The sequence below is a fragment of the Bradyrhizobium sp. Arg816 genome (assembly GCF_029989365.1).
In the GTDB taxonomy this organism is placed as follows: Bacteria; Pseudomonadota; Alphaproteobacteria; order Rhizobiales; family Xanthobacteraceae; genus Bradyrhizobium.
Map to the genome: position 1 here is coordinate 158,600 of NZ_JAPRAQ010000004.1, position 16,684 is coordinate 175,283.

A 16,684-nucleotide genomic window follows, 5' to 3' on the forward strand; every position below is an offset into this window, starting at 1 on the left:
AACGTTGCGCAGGCAATGCAATATTCCGCGCGCGGGGGCCGCCTCGTGCATGTTACATTGCCGTCATGACCATTGATGTCGTCGACCTCCGCGAGTTCTACTCCCGTCGCCTCGGGATTGTGGCGCGGCAAATGATCAATCGCGGCATCAGGGAGCGCTGGCCGACCGCCGCGGGCCAGCGTGTGCTTGGCATCGGCTATCCCACACCCTATCTCGGCCTGTTCCGCGAGGACGCGGAGCGCTGCATCGCCTTCATGCCGTCGGCGCAGGGCGTCTTGAAATGGCCGACGGGGCGGCCGGCGCTGGCCTCGCTGGTCGATGAATTCTCGCTGCCGCTTCCTGACGCCGCGGTCGATCGGATCCTGCTGATTCATGCGCTGGAGATGTCTGACGACCCGGCCGCGCTCTTGCGCGAGGTGTGGCGGGTGCTGTCGCCCTCCGGCCGCGTGATCGCGGTGATCCCGAACCGGCGCGGGGTATGGACCCGCACCGACAGCACGCCGTTCGGTCACGGCCGGCCCTATTCGCGCTCGCAGATCACCGACCTGTTGCGCCAGACCTGGTTCACGCCGACCGCCTGGGGCGAGGCGCTGTTCATGCCGCCTTATGCCGGCGGCTGGGTGCTGAAATCGGCACAGGTGTGGGAGCGTGCGGGCGCGGCGCTGTCGTTGCCCTTTGCCGGCGTGCACATTGTCGAGGCGACCAAGCAGGTCTATCGCGCGATCCCCGCCAAGCGCGAGCGCGCGCGGCTGATTCCCTCGTTGAAGCCGGTGCTGGTACCGTCCTCGACGGTGACGCGCACTTGAAAACAAATCGTCCCGGCGCGAGGCCGGGACGATGCAGATCAGAATATCGGAAGAAGCTTATTCGCCGGAGGCCACTTCGTCGCTGGAGCCCGCCGGAGCCGCCTCGCGCTCGGGGCGCGGGCCATGCGGCCGGCGGCGCCGCCGCGGAAAGCGTTCGCCGCCACCGCCGCCTTCAAGCCCGCCCTGACCGCCATTCGCGGCACTATTCACTTGCGGCTGTGCGCCGGTGATGAAGGAGGGCAGGCGATCGACGCTACCGGTGTCGGCAACGACGGGCTGCGGCTGGTTCAGCGGCTGCGGCTGCGGCTGATATTGCGGCTGCACACGATGGTCGCGTTCGCGATGCTCGCGCGGCTGCTGGTTGTCGCGCTGATAGGGCTGCTGGCCGTCGCGCGGCTGATGATCACGCTGGTGATCGCGCTGGCCGTCGCGGTCGCGCATGAAGGGCTGCTGCTGCGGCTGCGGGACGAAGCCCGGCTCCTGGCCGAAATTCGAGAAATTCTCGCCGTCGTCCTCGCTGTCGTCGCCGCTGTTGCTCACCGGCTCGTCGCCGCGCGGCTGCTGGTTCTGGCGGAACTGTTCCTGGGCCGCCGCGATCAGGCGGAAATAATGCTCGGCGTGCTGGTAGTAGTTCTCGGCGGCGACCGGGTCGCCGGAAGAGCGCGCATCGCGCGCGAGCTGAAGATATTTTTCGGCGATGTGCGAAGCCGTGCCGCGGATCTTGATGTCGGGTCCGTTCGATTCGTAAACCCGGGTCATCGGGTTCTGGCCGCGCCGGTTGTTGTTGTTATTGTTGTTGTTGTTATTGCGGTTGCGCATCCGCTGCTTGTTCTGACCGTTTCTCATGTCCTGCCTTTAATTCCAGCCCTAAAGGTTGCACGCATTACTGATTGCTCGGAGTGACCTGATGACAGCGGTTCACTTCTCCCGCGCGCACCGCGCGCAAGAGCGGCTTGAACCCTGCCGATGTTCGTCGACCGTCGCGTTCAACAAAGACGCGTTCCCCACCCGCCAGCAGCCATTGCCAGCGAACCCATTCATATCGCCTGCCGAAACAAGCCCAGCTTTGTTGCGTAAGTCTTCAAGCGCAATATCAGGCTTTCGTTCACTTTGCAGTCGGAGAGCAGCGCAGCTCCAATGGCCATCGCGCTCAACAGGACCTGCGGCTTGGAACCTTTAATCAGTAAAGCTCTCGCCCGAGAGCCCGGCTTTCGCCCGTAGGTCTACGGGGCCGGCACCGATGTGTTGACCGGAACGTAGTCGTTCCCAAGGGATATTCCAAGAGGTTTTTTGCAGCCCAATCCGGCTTTTATGGGGGCATTTTTCGGGCCGATACCGCCCGCGGGATGCCCGCCAAATCCGCCTTGGGCGGCCTGTCCACAGACAACGCGGCGGCCGTCATCAAGGTTTCAATATCCCGGGCCTGACCTTGCCCGGCCTCGACGATCAACGCCCCGCCGGGTGCGAGCCGCTCGGCCGCCTGCGGTATCAGGGCGCGGTAGGCGTCATAGCCGTCATTGCCGCCGTCGAGCGCCAGATGCGGATCGTGCTCGCGCACATCGAGGCTCAGTTTCGGAATTTCCCCTGAGGGAATATAGGGCGGATTCGACACGATGAGATCGAACGGGCCGCGGAGCGCCGCCGCATAGGAGCAGGCGACGAAGCCGGAACGGCCGGCGAGGCCCAGAGCTGCGGCATTGCTCCGCGCGGTGTCGAGCGCGGAGAGGCTGAGATCGGTTCCGACGCCGAAGGCATCGGGAATTTCATGCAGCAGCGCGAGCAGGATCGCGCCCGATCCGGTGCCGATATCCGCGATTCGCGGGTGCTGCCCCGCTATCGTGGCCTCCCGAAAGATCTCCAGTGCCAGTTCGACCACGGTCTCGGTGTCCGGCCGCGGCACCAGCGTCGCCTCGGACAGTTGGAACGGCAGGCCCCAGAATTCGCGCGCGCCGAGAATGCGGGCGACCGGCTCATGCGCGAGCCGGCGCTGCGCATAGGCTTCGAGCCGCGCGGCCTCTTCGGGCGTGAGCTGGCGCGCCGCCTGCGTGACGATGCCGGTCAAATCAAGCCTCAGCGCCGCTCCGACGAGCAGGCGCGCGTCGAGGGCGGGCTCCTCGATGCCGGCCGATTGCAGCCGCGCCGCAAGCGCGCGCCGCGCACTCTCGATGCTGTGTCCGGAATCGAAACCTGTCGCCAATGGAGCCATCCTGCCTGGTATCGTGGATAGATCGGCGGCATTGCTTGCGTCAACGGAAAGGAGCGCGTCTGATCGCACCTCGCAGCGAGGGAGGGATCCATGACGGCTTACGACGATCAGAACGTCTTCGCAAAGATCCTCCGCGGCGAGATTCCCTGCTTCGAGGTTTTCAGGGACGACCGCAGCATCGCCTTCCTCGACATCATGCCGCGCTCGCCCGGACACACGCTGGTCATTCCCCGGGCGCCGGCGCGGGGCATCCTCGACATTGCGGATGACGATCTCGCCGCGGTCGCCCGAACCGGCAAGCGGATCGCGATTGCGGCGATGAAGGCGTTCGACGCCGAGGGCATCATCCTGCAGCAGTTCAGCGAACCGGCGAGCGGGCAGGTGGTCTTCCACCTGCACATGCACGTCATGCCGGTCAGCGCCGGGATCGGGCTGCTGCCGGCGCAGACGCGCAAGGAAGACATGGCCGTGCTCGCCGATCACGCCAAGCGGATGATTGCGGCGCTTGGCAGTTGATCGAGATAGCGCTGCAGCAAGACCGTAGGACGGGTAGAGCTGTTGCGAAACCCATCATCGAGACAAGCTCGAAATCGACTGGCGCAGCTTCGCTCCACCGAAACTGCGAGCCAGCGATCTTTCATCGAACCTTCATCAGTTCTTGTTCAGGGGGCGGGGTCGAAGGGGGGAGCCAATCGGACATTCGAGCGCGGCACGATCCCAGCGTCCACAATCAGCTGCTGCCTGATAGGTGCTTTGCAGAAACGCCATGAGCGCGGCCTCTGGCTCGCTGGATTTTCGCACAAGGTCGTAGGGCAGGAGATATTCGCCGAGCTTCCGATCGAAGTATGCGCCTGCCGGCAAGACCTGTCCGTCAGCAAAGCCATTCGGGGTGGGGTAGGCATAGGAGTAGAACGCCGCAAAGTCTGTACCACCTCCGCCCGGCCAAAAGCCGGCGGACGAGACCTCATCGCTATAGGCCTCGCGTGTCACGACATCCGGCAAACCCGGGACGCCCCCCGGGTGAAGCGGAGCGGAACGCCCAGAGAAGCGCGTCACCGCGAGATCGAAGCTGCCCCAGAAGAGATGGACCGGACTGACCTTCCCGGTGAACCCCGTCCGAAACCGATAAAACACTCCGCTGATCGCGACGACGGCGCGGAAGAAACGCGTCACGGCGTCTGCGTCATAGGGCCTGATTTGGCGGTCCTCCGTGAACGGGATCGGATCTGCGACCTCACTGGGCCGACCGTCAAATTCCGGTGTTCCGCCGAGATGTCGTACCAAATCACAGAACCGGGCGTGAAATTCGGCGACGGACATTCGCCCGAGCGGCATTTCCGCCCTGCACCCATCAGCTGCTTCTCCGATCAGGACGTGACGGGAGAGATCGAAGACGATCTCGATACCTGATGCGTCTGGAATCAGCGAAGTCGTGAGCCCGCGTGCATTCACGTAGAAGGTCGCGTGCCAGGAATGGTTGACCCATGGCGTTCTCGCGAGCCGATACTTGCCGACAATCTGGCAATACAGATGAAGCGCGGAACAGGTTTCGCGCCATGCCTCGAAGGGAATCTCCGGCCAGATCGCGCTCATAGCGTCTCCTCCCTCAGGTTCGGTTCGGCTTTGCAAGACCTCACCTCGGCTAAAGGCGACCCTGTGTCCGCTTTGGGCGCAAAGCGACCTTCGGGGGGCGAGGCCGCATGCTACCCCCTCGAAAGCAGATATCCCGGAGCTTAGGGGGACTCGAGCTAGACGCCAAGGTATCGCTGCAGCAGTTCCGGCTGGGCCTTGAGCTCCTGCGCCGGTCCTTCGTGCACGATGTGGCCGTTGTTGATGATGTAGATCCGCGTCGCCAGCGCCAGCGTCGCTGCCAGATTCTGCTCGACCAGCACGATGGTCTGGCCGGCGGCCGCGAGCTCGCGGCAGGCTTTGACGAGATCGTGGACGATGACGGGCGCAAGCCCCTCGAACGGCTCGTCCAACAGGACGATCTTGGGGTCGCGCACCAGCGCCCGGGCGATCGCGAGCATCTGCTGTTCGCCGCCGGAGAGCTCGGTGCCGCGGTTGTTGCGGCGCTCTTTGAGGCGCGGAAACATCTCGTAGACGCGCTCGAGCGGCCAGCGCTTCGGTGCGGTGATCCCGGCGAGGACGATGTTCTCCTCCACCGACAAGCTGCCGAAGATCCGGCGCTCCTCGTGCACGAGCTGCATGCCGGCCTGCGCGATTCTGTGGCTCTTGCGTCCAGCGATATCGATGCCGTCGAACTTCACGCTGCCGCTGCGGGGCGTCACGACGCCCATCAGGCTCTTGAGCGTCGTGCTCTTGCCGGCGCCGTTCCGCCCGAGCAGCGCCACCACCTCGTGCCGCTCGACGCGCATGGCGACGTCGAACAGGATGTGGGAGTCGCCGTAATAGCTGTTCAGGCCATTGACCTCGATCAGGCTCATGCGGCGATCTCTCCATGAACGCCGCCGAGATAGGCTTCCTGCACCGCGGCGTTGGTCCTGATTTCCTCCGGTGTGCCGTCCAGCAGCACCTTGCCCTCCTGGAGCACCGTCACGCGCTCGACCAGCTCGAACAGCGAATCCATGTCGTGGTCGATGATGATCATGGTGCGCCCGCGCGCGATCGATTTGAGCAGCTTGACGGTCTCGACCCGCTCGCGCGGGCTCATGCCCGCGAGCGGCTCGTCGAGCAGCAGCAGACGCGGCGAGGTGGCGAGCGCAAGCCCGATCTCCAGCCGGCGCTTCTCGCCATAGGCGAGCTCGGATACCGGCGTATCGGCGCGGCGGGTCAAATTGACCAGGGCAAGCGTGTGCGCCACCTGCTCCGTCAGGCCCTTCACGCCCGAGAGCTTGCGGAACAGGTCGAGCCGGAATTTGCCGCGCAGTTCGGCGAGTGCTGCGATCGTCAGGTTCTGCCGTATCGTGAGGCCCGTGAAGAGCTGGTTGACCTGGTAGCTCTTGGTGAGGCCGAGCTGGCAAACTTCGGTGACCTTCAATCCCGTGATGTCGCGGCCCTCGAACACGATCTGGCCGGAGGTCGGCGCGATCTCGCAGGTCAGCATCTTGAAGAAGGTCGATTTGCCCGCGCCGTTGGGGCCGATGATGCCGCGCAGCTCGCCCTGATTGACGCTGAAATCGATGTCGCTGTTGGCGACGAGACCGCCATAGCGCTTGGTCAGGCCGGTAGCTTTCAGGATCGGCCCGGAATAGGCGGGGTGCGCGACCTCCTTGGCCTGCATCGGTGCAGGCGGAGCTTGCTGCGGCGTCTCGATCTCAGCCTGCTGCTCCGTCTCCGCAGCCTTTCGCGCTCGCTTGCCGGACACGAGGCCGTAGAGATCGACGAGGCCGCCCACAATGCCGCCGCGCAGGAAGCAGACCAGCACCACGAACACGACGCCCAGCACGAGCTTCCAGGCCGCTCCGAGGCCCAGTGCGGACTGGAGGAAATCCTGAAGGAAGAGCCAAACTGTTGCGCCGACCAGCGGTCCGAACAGCGTGCCGCGGCCGCCAATGGCGGTCTGCATCACGAGCTGGCCTGAGGTGTCGAAGGTGAAGGCGTCGGGCGGCATGAAGGCCTGCAATACGCCGAGCAGGCCGCCGGCGAAGCCCGCATAGGCCGCAGCGATCACGAAGGCGGTCAGCTTGTAGCCATGGATGTTGTGGCCGACGGCGGTGGCGCGCAACGGATTGTCGCGGATCGCGCTGAAGATGGCGCCGACAGGCGAGCGGACGATCCTGAGCGCGATGATGACGCCGACGAAGTAGCACAGTGCGATGAACTGATAGAGCGACCAGCCGTTGGTGAAGTGGATGGTGGTGAAGCCGAGATTGAAGCTCGGTGTCGGTACCCCCGGCAGGCCGTTCTCGCCGCCGGTGAAATCCGAGAGCGGATTGAACTCGACGAAGAAGAACACCTCCGCGATCGCCACGGTGATCATGGCGAAATAGATGCCGGTGCGGCGCAGCGCGATCAGGCCGATCAGGTAGCCGGTCGCCGCCGCCGCGATCATGCCGATGATCAGCGCGCCCAGCACGTTGCTGAAACCCGCGCGGGTCAGGAGGTAGGCCGCGACAAAGCCGCCGGTGCCGTAGAAGGCGGACTGGCCGAACGACAGCAGGCCGGTGAATCCGAACAGGATGTCGAAGCCGAGACCGAATAGGCCCCAGACCAGGATCCGGTTCACGGTGTTCGGGGCGAAGCCGAGATGAGGCAGCACGAACGGGGCTGCGATCAAACCGATCGCGGTCAGGGTCTCGATCAGGAACGGGCGTTGCTTGAGCATCAGGAAATCGCTTACTCGCGGCCCTGGACGCCGAGCAGGCCATGCGGTCGCACCACGAGCACGAGCGTCATCGCCGCAAACAGCATCACATAGGCGTAGCCGGGGTTGAACATGGAGGTGACGCTGATGATCTCGCCGGCGATCAGGCCGCCGAGGATCGCGCCCGGAAACGAGCCGACGCCGCCGATCACCACCACCACGAAGGTCTGGACGAGGATGTCGTCACCGACGCCCGGTGTCAGCGACACCACTGGCGCGTTGACGATGCCGGCAAATCCGGCGGCCATTGCGCCGATGCCGAACACGACCATGAAGACGCGGTAGACGTTGATGCCGAGCGAATCGACCATCACCGAATCCTCGATGCCGGCGCGCACGATCATGCCGAGCCGGGTCCGGTAGAGGACGATGAACAGTGCGCCGAGCGCGACCGCGACGATGCCGACGACGGCGAGGCGGTAGGTCGGATAGAACATGAAGCCGAGATTGGTGATGCCCTGGAACAGGGCCGGCGGCGGCACCAGCTGCGACTGGCTCGAGAAGATCAGGCGCACGAGCTCGACGAAACAGATGCCGAGTCCGAAGGTCACGAGCAGCTGATCCTCGTGCGGGCGATGATAGAAATGGCGAATGATGACGCGTTCCATCACGACGCCGAGCAGCATCACGAACAGCGAGCCCGCGATGACGGCGATGATGAAGGACTCCGTGTACTGGTAGGCGACGAAGCCGGCATAGCCGCCGATCATGAACATCGCGCCATGCGCGAGATTGAGCACGCCGAGCGTGCCATAGATGATGGTCAGGCCGGAGCTGATCAGCGCAAGCAGGGCGCCGAGCGCGAGCCCGTTGAAAAGCTGCGAAACGAGGTTGGGCCAACTGATCATGCGACAATCGCCGTTGTGACGCGCCAGGGTACGCGACAGAAAAAGGTGACGCCGCAGGACCAGAGTGAGCCCGCGGCGTCACAGGGGTTAGTGCGGGCTCAGCTGTAATCGCCGGGATGGCAGCCGAACGCGTCCGGCTTCTGCATCAGGCCTTCACCGGGGACGATCTCGACGACGTCGTACCAGTCTTCCTTGTTCTTCATGTCCTTCTGCTGCTTGCCCTTCACGATGATCACCGGGCGGACGCATTGGTGATCCTCGGGGCGGTAATGCACGTCGCCGACCAGGGAGGGGATCGTCTCGCCCTTCTCGTAGGCCTTGATCACGTCGGGCGGATTGAAGCTGCCGGCCTGCTCGCACATGTGGGCCCAGTGCGCGAAGCTGACATAGGCGTTCTCGGCGCCCCATTCGGGCTTGTAGCCGTACTTCTTCTCGAAGGCCTCGTTGAACATCTTGGCGAGCGGGAACTTGTCCTCGATCGTCCACCAATAGTCGGTGGCGGCGTAGACGCCCTGCATCAGGCCGCCGGTCTCGCGCGCGATGAAAGGCACCTGGTAGGGAACGACCAGCTTCATCTTGTCGAGCACGCCGAACTGCTTGGCCTGCTGGGTCGACAGCACCGCGTCGTGGCCCCAGTTGACGTTGATGAGCACGTCGGCGCCGGAATTCGCGACGTTCAGCAGATATGAGGAATAGTCGGGCGCGCCGAGCGGTGCGACCTGGTTGGTCACCGTCGTCCAGCCCGCGGTCGCGAGGAAGTCCTGCATCGACTTGGTGACGGTGTGGCCGTAGGTATAATCGGGCGTCAGGTAGGCGGCCTTCTTGTTCTTGCCGAACTCCCTCACCATCACCGGGCCGATCGCCGCGGCGGCGGTCTGGCCGAAGAAGTTCTGGCGGAAGCCGTAGCGAACGCAGTCCTTGCCGGTGGTGTCGTTCGAGCCGGAAATGCCGCACACGAACAGCACGTGTTCGCGCTGCGCGAGCTTGTTGAGCGCGACCGCAACGGCGCTCGACGTGCCGCCGGTGATCATGATCGCCTTGTTCTCGCTGATGAAGCGCTGCTGCGCCTGCACCGCCTCGTTCGGCTTGGCCGCGGAATCCGCGACGCCGAACTTGAGCTCCTTGCCGAGCACGCCCTTGCTGGTCTTCGGCGAGATCTTCTTGATCAGCTCATGGCCGCTGTTGATGTGCTCGATCGCGAGCTGGTAGCCCTTGAGCTCGTCCTCGCCCTGCACGGCGTAGGTGCCGGTGCGCGGGACCGAGATTCCGATGAAGGCCGTGGAACCCGAAACGCCGGCGGGATACGAGCCGATCGCCGGCTTGTCCTCGGCAAAGGCCGGCATCGCGGGCAGCATCGAGCCGCCGATGAGGCTCGCTGTGGTCTGGAGCAGGCCACGGCGCGAGAGGCCGCGGCGGATGAGATCGTCAGTCATGGTCGTTTCCTCCGAACATCGTTCTTGTTTGCAGGCGCAAGCACGACCTGTCCGGCGCCAGCCGACCTCGCTGGCCTGCTGCGCCGGGCACGTCACATCCGCGTGTAGCTCTTGGCCCTAAGCATTGCTTGTGAAGCCCTTCTGTCAATTTCGTCTTTGGTCGAACGACGAAAATTATCACGTGAAAACATATCGGATAACGATATATATTAGTCTTTGTGAGTACGAGGCTGGCGGGTTCGGCGAGAGAAATGGCGCGGCAGACGACAGTGGCGGGTGCCCGGAAGCGACGATCCTGGCCGCAGGAGGCGGAGCGGCCGGAGGCCGCGTGGCCCGCGGGGGAGGGCAGCGACCAGCGCGCGGCGCCGCAGTCGGGCGATGCCTCCCGCGTGTCCGAGCCGCGCAATCGCCCCACCGGCGAGCGGGGACCGGCCGTCGGCTCCGTTCAGGCGAAGCGCGCGCCGGCACCGATGAAGAGACTGAGCGTGCGCGCTCAGAACGTCCTGAAGGAGCTTGCGGTCGAACTCACCGGCGAGCAGCCCCCGAAGGGGGCGTGGTCGCCCTCGCGCGAGCTGCTGCGCGTGCTGACGGCCGAGCGGCTCGCGACCGCGCGCAACTGCGGTCCCCACACGATGCGGGAGATCGTGGACTGGGCGCAGGGTTGCGGCGTGACCATCAAGCCGGTGATCCCGCCCGGCGGTTCGCTGTCGCAGATGTGGGCGGAGTTGATTGCCAATGCGTCGGCAGGCAGCCTGACCAGCGCCGAGATCGCCAGCGCGCTCCAGCGCTCGATCAGGCGGAAGAGCGTTCGCATCCCGATCGCGTTTCAGGTCATCCTGGTGAAGATCCTGCTCTCCAGTTTCGAATAGCCCCCGATATTTGTGCATCCGCGGCGCCGCTCGGTTGGTTCCGCCTGTCCTTCCTTGCTAGTCTCGGCGGCGACCGCCCGCTTCACCGGCGGGCTTGACGTCGCAGGCAGGAATGGCTCAATCGAAGCGGAAGACGACACGCCCCGCGTCCGCGGCGCCCTCAAAGGGCGGCGCGATGCGCGAGGCCGACTATGCAGCGCTTGCACAGTTCCGCTATCAGCTCCGGACCTTCCTGGCGTTCAGCGAAGCCGCGGCCCAGAGTGCCGGGTTGACGCCGCAGCAGCATCAGGCGCTGCTCGCGATCAAGGGGCTGGCTGCCCCTGACGGCGCAAGCGTCGGCGACATCGCGCGCTTCCTCCTGATCCGGCACCATACCGCGGTGGAGCTGGTGGATCGCATGGCGAAGCTGAAGCTGATCGGGCGGGAAGCCGATCCGAAGGACGCAAGACGCGTCCTGGTCAGGCTGACGGCCAAGGGCGAGCAGAAGCTGCGCTCGCTCTCGCGCATTCACCTGGACGAGCTGAGTGCCGCGGCACCCGCTCTGGCCAAGATCCTGCGATCGTTCCGGGCCAAAGCGCGCTGAGGCGCGGTTCAGGCGGCTGCGCCTTGCGCGGCGAGCTGCGCGGCCTGGTGCTCGGTGGTCAGGGCATCGGTCAATTCGCCGAGCGCTTCGCCGGCGATCACCTGCGGCAGCTTGTAGAGCGTCAGGTTGATGCGATGATCGGTGACGCGTCCTTGCGGGAAATTATAGGTGCGGATGCGCTCGCTGCGGTCGCCGGAGCCGACCTTCTCCTTGCGCTCGGCCGAGCGGGCGGCATCGACGCGCTGGCGCTCGGCATCGTAGATGCGCGAGCGCAGGATGTTCATGGCGGAGGCGCGGTTCTTGTGCTGCGAACGGCTGTCCTGCATCATCACCACGATACCGGTCGGGATGTGGGTGATGCGGATCGCCGATTCGGTCTTGTTGACGTGCTGGCCGCCGGCGCCCTGCGCACGCATGGTCTCGATCCGCAGATCGTCGTTCTTGATATCGACGTCGACCTCCTCGACCTCGGGCAACACTGCGACCGTCGCCGCGGAGGTGTGGATGCGTCCCTGCGTCTCGGTGTCGGGCACGCGCTGCACGCGATGCACGCCGGATTCGAATTTCAGTTTCGAGAACGCGCCGCGGCCCTGGACCTCCGCGATGATTTCCTTGTAGCCGCCGACGGTGCCTTCGCTGGCCGAGATCACCTCGACCTTCCAGCCCTGCAAGCTGGCGAAGCGCTCGTACATCCGGAACAGGTCGCCGGCGAACAGCGAGGCCTCGTCGCCGCCAGTGCCGGCGCGGATTTCCAGCACCACGTTGCGGTCGTCCATGGCGTCCTTGGGCAGCAGCGCGACGCGAATCTTCTGGACCAGCTCTTCGATCTTAGGCGTCAGCTCGTCGCGCTCGGCTTCCGCCATGCCGCGCATCTCGGCATCCGTTGCGGGATCGGCGATCAGCGCCTCGGTGTCGGCAAGCTCTTTAACGGCCGCACGATAAGTCTTCACCGCCTCGATCAGCGGGGTGAGCTCGGCGAGCTCGCGGGTGATCTGCACGTAGCGTTCGGAGGCGAGCTGGCCGAGCGATTCGGCCTCGAGCGAAGCGTGATGCGCGAGCAGGACGTCCAGTTTGGCTTCGGGGAGTGACGACATCGGTTCAGTCTCAAATGGCGGAAGAGGGCGAGGCGGCGGGAGGGGGCGACAGGCCCGCTACAACGCCAGGCCTTCGGCCTCGGCAAATTCCGTCAGCTTCTGCCGGATCGAGACGCTGCCGGAGGGCGCGTCCAGCAGCGGGCCGAGCATCGCTTCGGCCTTCTTCGCGTCGAGATCGATGACCATCGCCTTGACCGGGCCGAGGGCCGTCGCCGAAAGCGACAGCGAGCGATAGCCCATCGCGATCAGCGCCAGCGCGCCGATCGGCTTGGAGGCCATCTCGCCGCAGAGCGAGAGCGACTTCTGCGCCACGTTGGATTTCCGCGCGATCTCGCGCAGCACGCGCAGGATCGGCGCCGACATGGTGTCGAAGCGCTCGGACACCTTGGCATTGCCGCGGTCGACCGCGAACAGGAACTGGAACAGGTCGTTGGAGCCGACCGAGATGAAGTCGACCTTCCTCAGCAGCTCGTCGAGCTGGTAGAGCAGGGCGGGCACCTCGACCATGGTGCCGATGTCGATGCGCTCCGGCAGGGTGTGGCCGTGCTGGCGCAGATAGGTCAGTTCGCGCTCGACCAGCGCTTTCGCCGAGTCGAATTCAGCGACCTCCGAGATCATCGGGAACATGATGCGCAGCGCGCGGCCGCCGCCGGCGCGCAGCAGCGCGCGGATCTGGCCGCGCAGCAGGCCGGGGCGATCGAGCCCGAGCCGGATCGCGCGCCAGCCGAGGGCGGGATTCTCCTCGATCACTGCTTCCATATAGGGCAGTGCCTTGTCGCCGCCGATGTCGAGGGTACGGAAGGTGACGGGCTTGGTGCCCGCGGCATCCAGCACCGTGCGATAGAGCGCGAGCTGGTCGCTGGTGCGCGGCAGGCTCTGTCCCACCATGAATTGCAGCTCGGTGCGGAACAGGCCGATGCCGGCGCTGCCGGTGTCCTCGATATGCGGCAGGTCGATCGCAAGACCTGCGTTGATCATCAGCTCGACCTTCTGCCCGTCCCTGGTGACGCAGGGGCGGTCGCGCAGCGCAAGGTATTGCGCCTGGCGGCGGGCGCGGAAGCGCACGCGTTCGGCGAAAGCCGCTTCGACCTCCTGCGACGGGCGCACATAGATCGAGCCCGAGGTGCCGTCCACGATGATGGCGTCGCCGGGATCGGCGATGCCCGGCGCGTTCGGCACTTCGCCGACCGCGGGAATGCCGAGCGCGCGGGCCACGATCGAGACGTGCGAGTTGGCGGTGCCTTCCTCCAGCACGATGCCGCGCAGGCGCTTGCGGTCGTAGTCGAGCAGCGCCGCGGGGCCCATCGCGCGCGCGATGACGATGGCATTGTCGGGCAATTGCTCGCGTGAGGGCGCATGGTCCTGGCCGACCAGCTGCCGCATCAGGCGGTAGCCGAGATCCTCGAGATCGTGCAGCCGGTCGCGCAAATAGGGATCGGTCGAGCGCAGCATGCGTGCACGGGTGTCGGACTGCACGCGTTCGACGGCGGCTTCCGCCGTGAGGCCGGTGGCGACCGCCTCATGCAGCTTGTGCGACCAGCCCTGGTCGTTGGCGAACATGCGGTAGGCTTCCAGCACCTCGCGGTGCTCGCCGCCCTCGGCAACGTCGCCACGCTCCAGCATGCGGTCGAGATCGGCGCGCAGCTTGGCGAGCGCGGTGTCGAGCCGCTTGATCTCCTTCGGCAGATCCTCGGCGATGTAGTCCTTGATGACGACGCGCGGCTCGTGCAGCACGACATGGCCGAGCGCGATGCCTTCCGAGAGGATGGCGCCGACCTTCTGAGCCGAATGGCGCGCGGCCGGCTCCTGGCCCGGCTGGGCCAGCGCAGACAATTCGCCGGAGGCGATCAGCTCCGCCAGCACCATCGCGGTGGTCTGGAGCGCCTCGAGCTCCTCCTCGACATAATTGCGCTTGGCGCGGTTCTGCACCACCAGCACGCCGAGCGTGTTGCCGGCGCGCAGGATCGGCACGCCGAGGAAGGAGTGGTAGATTTCTTCGCCGGTCTCCGGGCGGAACGAGAAGGCCGGGTGGCTTTGCGCGTCGCTGAGGTTGAGCGGGGTCGCCTCGCTGGCGACGAGGCCGACCAGGCCCTCATGGGCGCTCAGCACGGTGTGGTGCACCGCCTCGCGGTTGAGGCCTTCGGTGGCGTAGAGCTCGAGCGTGTTGTCGATGCGCAGCACATAGACCGAGCACACTTCGGCCACCATATTGGCGGCGATCAGCACCACGATCTTGTCCAGCCGCTCCTGGGCCGAGACCTGCTCCGCCATGGTTTCGCGGAGCCGTCTCAACAAGACGCGGGGACCTCCCGACGCGCTCCGCATGAACCGTCAATCTCCTCCGTCTGCCTGGCCCGGCGGTATCGGCCGGCGGCTGGCCCAAATTTCCAGAAAAACAACCAAATTGTTCGTCCGGCGCAGGCACAAACACAAATCTACTCAAGATTTAGTGCTTACACCGAATCAGCGCCGCCTGAACTGGGACACAGTCTGCGGCAGCCCACCCTCTTCGCCCTATAGCGAATTGGGGCTTGTTTTGCCAAGCAAAACGCCTGCCAAACGCGAAGGTGTGTACACCTTCGCGTTTGCTGCGGCCGCTAAGAGAAAATTCGTCTAGGCCTGATCGAGACCGTAAAGCGTATGCAGGGTGCGCACCGCAAGCTCGGTATAGGCGGTGTCGATCAAAACCGAGAATTTGATCTCGGAGGTTGTAATGGCCCGGATGTTGATATTCCGTCCGGCGAGGGCCGAGAACGCCTGGGCGGCGACACCGGCATGGCTGCGCATGCCGCTGCCGATTACCGATATCTTGGCGACATCGGTGGCGGTATCGAGCCGGGCATAGCCGATCTTGCCCTTGGCGGCCGTGATCGTGTCCTTGGCGCGGGTGTAGTCGGCCGCCGGCACCGTGAAGGTGAGATCGGTGGTCTTGCCGTCCTCGGAGACGTTCTGAACGATCATGTCGACGTTGATATTGGCATCCGCCAGCGGGCCGAAGATCGACGCTGCCACGCCGGGCTTGTCCTCGATCTGGCGTACCGAGATCTGGGCCTCGTCCTTCGAAAAGGCGATGCCGGTGACGACGTGGCTTTCCATGATCTCCTCCTCGCTGCAGATCAGCGTGCCGGGCGGCTGGTTGGCATGCGGGTCGATATCCTCGGGCTTGTCGAAGCTCGAGCGGACGAAGATCGGCATGTTGTGGACCATGCCGAGTTCCACCGAGCGGACCTGGAGCACTTTTGCGCCCTGGGAGGCCAGTTCCAGCATGTCTTCGAACGCGATCTTGTCGAGGCGGCGGGCCTTCGGCACGATTCGCGGGTCGGTGGTGTAGACGCCGTCGACGTCGGTGTAGATGTCGCAGCGGTCGGCCTTGACGGCGGCGGCGATCGCCACGGCCGAGGTGTCGGAGCCGCCGCGGCCGAGCGTGGTGATGCGATTCGTTTCGGGGTTGATGCCCTGGAAGCCGGCGATGACCGCGACTTCCTTGCGATCCCGGAAGCGCTTGATGATCTCGCTGCCGTCGATGTCCTCGATCCGGGCCGAGGCATGGGCGTCGCTGGTCTTGATCGGGATCTGCCAGCCCTGCCAGGAGCGGGCCTGGATGCCCATGCTCTGAAGCACGATGGCGAGCAGGCCCGACGTCACCTGTTCGCCGGAGGCGACCACGGCGTCGTATTCGCGCGCGTCGTGCATCGGCGAGGCCTCGGTGCACCAGGCCACCAGCTCGTTGGTTTTGCCGGACATCGCCGAGACGACCACGGCCACTTCATGGCCGGCGTCGACCTCACGCTTCACATGGCGTGCGACGTTGCGGATACGTTCGATATTGGCGACGGACGTGCCGCCGAATTTCATCACGAGGCGGCTCATGACGACGCGTGCATTCCCTCATAAGGATCAGTATGGTGACCCGCGCGAGGCAATGCCTGCGGACACCGACCGCGCGTATACATAGCGGCGGGGCCGGGGGCAAGCGGGTTCCTGCGGGGGCAGGGTAAGGTCCGGCCTAAGGTTGGGCTTGGGGGTATGGGTTAACCGAGATCATGGCGCGTTATATCGACGAGATCCTGCAACCGGGCGAGCGGGTGCTGTATTCGACCAATGCGCACTGGATCTTCTATTTTCCGGCCATCGTGGCCTGGATCGTGGCTCTCGCCTTTCTCGTCCTGATGCCGCAGGCCACCGCCGATGGCCTCAGGGTGCTGTGCCTCATAGCCGCCGGCGTCGTAGCTCTGGCCGCCCTTTACTGGACCATCAAGGGCTGGTTCCATCGCTTCACGACCGAGACCGACGTCACCAACTTGCGGGTTGTGCACAAGACGGGGTTCATCAAGCGCCGGACCTTTGAAATGGCGCTGGACAAGGTCGAGAGTGTCGATGTCGATCAGTCGATTCTTGGACGTATTCTCAACTACGGCGACGTGACGATTCGCGGCGTTGGCGAGGGGATCGAAAAGATCACGACCGTCGACTCGCCGCTCGCCTTCCGTAGTTCGATCACCACGCGGTAGGACCGCG

General features: G+C 65.0%; 15 protein-coding genes. 5 read left to right on the forward strand and 10 right to left on the reverse strand.

Annotated elements, in window-relative coordinates:
* The first annotated feature begins 65 nt into the window (after positions 1-65).
* Positions 66-806 carry a class I SAM-dependent methyltransferase gene (locus OWC48_RS12175; protein ID WP_014490441.1) on the forward strand — a complete coding sequence of 247 codons (741 nt, stop codon included), beginning with the start codon at positions 66-68 and terminating at the stop codon, positions 804-806.
* A 57-nt stretch (positions 807-863) separates the two neighbouring features.
* On the opposite strand, the gene OWC48_RS12180 is transcribed toward OWC48_RS12175, so the two are convergent.
* Both OWC48_RS12180 and prmC read right to left on the reverse strand, forming a co-directional pair.
* Positions 864-1,652: a DUF4167 domain-containing protein gene (locus OWC48_RS12180; RefSeq protein ID WP_282520206.1), complete on the reverse strand. Its 789-nt coding sequence runs from the start codon at positions 1,650-1,652 to the stop codon at positions 864-866.
* A gap of 463 nt (positions 1,653-2,115) precedes the next feature.
* Positions 2,116-3,012 carry a peptide chain release factor N(5)-glutamine methyltransferase gene (gene prmC, locus OWC48_RS12185; protein ID WP_282520207.1) on the reverse strand — a complete coding sequence of 299 codons (897 nt, stop codon included), beginning with the start codon at positions 3,010-3,012 and terminating at the stop codon, positions 2,116-2,118.
* 90 nt (positions 3,013-3,102) lie between these two features.
* On the opposite strand from prmC, the gene OWC48_RS12190 reads away from it, so the two are divergent.
* Positions 3,103-3,528: an HIT family protein gene (locus OWC48_RS12190; RefSeq protein ID WP_282520208.1), complete on the forward strand. Its 426-nt coding sequence runs from the start codon at positions 3,103-3,105 to the stop codon at positions 3,526-3,528.
* Between the two features lie 135 nt (positions 3,529-3,663).
* Here the strand turns inward: OWC48_RS12190 and OWC48_RS12195 are convergent, their stop codons facing one another.
* The 5 genes from OWC48_RS12195 to OWC48_RS12215 form a co-directional block, all read right to left on the reverse strand.
* On the reverse strand, positions 3,664-4,605 hold the full coding sequence (locus tag OWC48_RS12195; protein ID WP_282520209.1) for a DUF5996 family protein: 942 nt from the start codon (positions 4,603-4,605) through the stop codon (positions 3,664-3,666).
* A gap of 155 nt (positions 4,606-4,760) precedes the next feature.
* Positions 4,761-5,459, reverse strand: a complete 699-nt coding sequence (locus OWC48_RS12200) for an ABC transporter ATP-binding protein (protein WP_071908500.1) — start codon at positions 5,457-5,459, stop codon at positions 4,761-4,763.
* On the reverse strand, positions 5,456-7,300 hold the full coding sequence (locus tag OWC48_RS12205; protein ID WP_282520210.1) for a branched-chain amino acid ABC transporter ATP-binding protein/permease: 1,845 nt from the start codon (positions 7,298-7,300) through the stop codon (positions 5,456-5,458). The genes OWC48_RS12200 and OWC48_RS12205 overlap by 4 nt, the downstream gene beginning before the upstream one ends.
* An 11-nt stretch (positions 7,301-7,311) precedes the next feature.
* Positions 7,312-8,187, reverse strand: a complete 876-nt coding sequence (locus OWC48_RS12210) for a branched-chain amino acid ABC transporter permease (RefSeq protein ID WP_282520211.1) — start codon at positions 8,185-8,187, stop codon at positions 7,312-7,314.
* A gap of 98 nt (positions 8,188-8,285) precedes the next feature.
* Complete coding sequence (locus OWC48_RS12215) at positions 8,286-9,620, reverse strand: substrate-binding protein (protein ID WP_282520212.1); 1,335 nt, start codon at positions 9,618-9,620, stop codon at positions 8,286-8,288.
* A 269-nt stretch (positions 9,621-9,889) separates the two neighbouring features.
* Between OWC48_RS12215 and OWC48_RS12220 the strand changes: the two genes are divergently transcribed.
* Together OWC48_RS12220 and OWC48_RS12225 are read left to right on the forward strand one after the other, a co-directional pair.
* Entirely contained in the window at positions 9,890-10,489 is a 600-nt protein-coding gene (locus OWC48_RS12220) for a hypothetical protein (RefSeq protein WP_282520213.1), read from the forward strand.
* Positions 10,490-10,601: 112 nt separating this feature from the next.
* On the forward strand, positions 10,602-11,072 hold the full coding sequence (locus tag OWC48_RS12225) for a MarR family winged helix-turn-helix transcriptional regulator (RefSeq protein WP_282520214.1): 471 nt from the start codon (positions 10,602-10,604) through the stop codon (positions 11,070-11,072).
* An 8-nt stretch (positions 11,073-11,080) separates the two neighbouring features.
* Here OWC48_RS12225 and prfA read toward each other — a convergent pair whose 3' ends face one another.
* The 3 genes from prfA to OWC48_RS12240 form a co-directional block, all read right to left on the reverse strand.
* Positions 11,081-12,166: a peptide chain release factor 1 gene (gene prfA, locus OWC48_RS12230; protein WP_282520215.1), complete on the reverse strand. Its 1,086-nt coding sequence runs from the start codon at positions 12,164-12,166 to the stop codon at positions 11,081-11,083.
* 57 nt (positions 12,167-12,223) lie between these two features.
* Positions 12,224-14,491 (reverse strand): phosphoenolpyruvate--protein phosphotransferase, encoded by a 2,268-nt coding sequence (gene ptsP / locus OWC48_RS12235; RefSeq protein WP_282520216.1) that lies wholly within the window; start codon positions 14,489-14,491, stop codon positions 12,224-12,226.
* A gap of 288 nt (positions 14,492-14,779) precedes the next feature.
* Positions 14,780-16,036: an aspartate kinase gene (locus OWC48_RS12240; RefSeq protein WP_282520217.1), complete on the reverse strand. Its 1,257-nt coding sequence runs from the start codon at positions 16,034-16,036 to the stop codon at positions 14,780-14,782.
* Between the two features lie 173 nt (positions 16,037-16,209).
* Here OWC48_RS12240 and OWC48_RS12245 point away from each other — a divergent pair, with 173 nt between their 5' ends.
* Positions 16,210-16,677 (forward strand): PH domain-containing protein, encoded by a 468-nt coding sequence (locus OWC48_RS12245; protein ID WP_282520218.1) that lies wholly within the window; start codon positions 16,210-16,212, stop codon positions 16,675-16,677.
* The last annotated feature ends 7 nt before the right edge of the window (positions 16,678-16,684 follow it).

Excerpts from the sequence above, each read along its gene's own strand:
- OWC48_RS12245 (WP_282520218.1), top strand. The coding sequence starts at position 16,210 with ATGGCGCGTTATATCGACGAGATCCTGCAACCGGGCGAGCGGGTGCTG.
- OWC48_RS12215 (WP_282520212.1), bottom strand. The coding sequence starts at position 9,620 with ATGACTGACGATCTCATCCGCCGCGGCCTCTCGCGCCGTGGCCTGCTC.
- OWC48_RS12175 (WP_014490441.1), top strand. The coding sequence starts at position 66 with ATGACCATTGATGTCGTCGACCTCCGCGAGTTCTACTCCCGTCGCCTC.
- OWC48_RS12225 (WP_282520214.1), top strand. The coding sequence starts at position 10,602 with ATGGCTCAATCGAAGCGGAAGACGACACGCCCCGCGTCCGCGGCGCCC.
- OWC48_RS12240 (WP_282520217.1), bottom strand. The coding sequence starts at position 16,036 with ATGAGCCGCCTCGTGATGAAATTCGGCGGCACGTCCGTCGCCAATATC.
- OWC48_RS12205 (WP_282520210.1), bottom strand. The coding sequence starts at position 7,300 with ATGCTCAAGCAACGCCCGTTCCTGATCGAGACCCTGACCGCGATCGGT.
- ptsP (WP_282520216.1), bottom strand. The coding sequence starts at position 14,491 with ATGCGGAGCGCGTCGGGAGGTCCCCGCGTCTTGTTGAGACGGCTCCGC.
- prfA (WP_282520215.1), bottom strand. The coding sequence starts at position 12,166 with ATGTCGTCACTCCCCGAAGCCAAACTGGACGTCCTGCTCGCGCATCAC.
- prmC (WP_282520207.1), bottom strand. The coding sequence starts at position 3,012 with ATGGCTCCATTGGCGACAGGTTTCGATTCCGGACACAGCATCGAGAGT.
- OWC48_RS12200 (WP_071908500.1), bottom strand. The coding sequence starts at position 5,459 with ATGAGCCTGATCGAGGTCAATGGCCTGAACAGCTATTACGGCGACTCC.
- OWC48_RS12210 (WP_282520211.1), bottom strand. The coding sequence starts at position 8,187 with ATGATCAGTTGGCCCAACCTCGTTTCGCAGCTTTTCAACGGGCTCGCG.
- OWC48_RS12195 (WP_282520209.1), bottom strand. The coding sequence starts at position 4,605 with ATGAGCGCGATCTGGCCGGAGATTCCCTTCGAGGCATGGCGCGAAACC.
- OWC48_RS12190 (WP_282520208.1), top strand. The coding sequence starts at position 3,103 with ATGACGGCTTACGACGATCAGAACGTCTTCGCAAAGATCCTCCGCGGC.
- OWC48_RS12180 (WP_282520206.1), bottom strand. The coding sequence starts at position 1,652 with ATGAGAAACGGTCAGAACAAGCAGCGGATGCGCAACCGCAATAACAAC.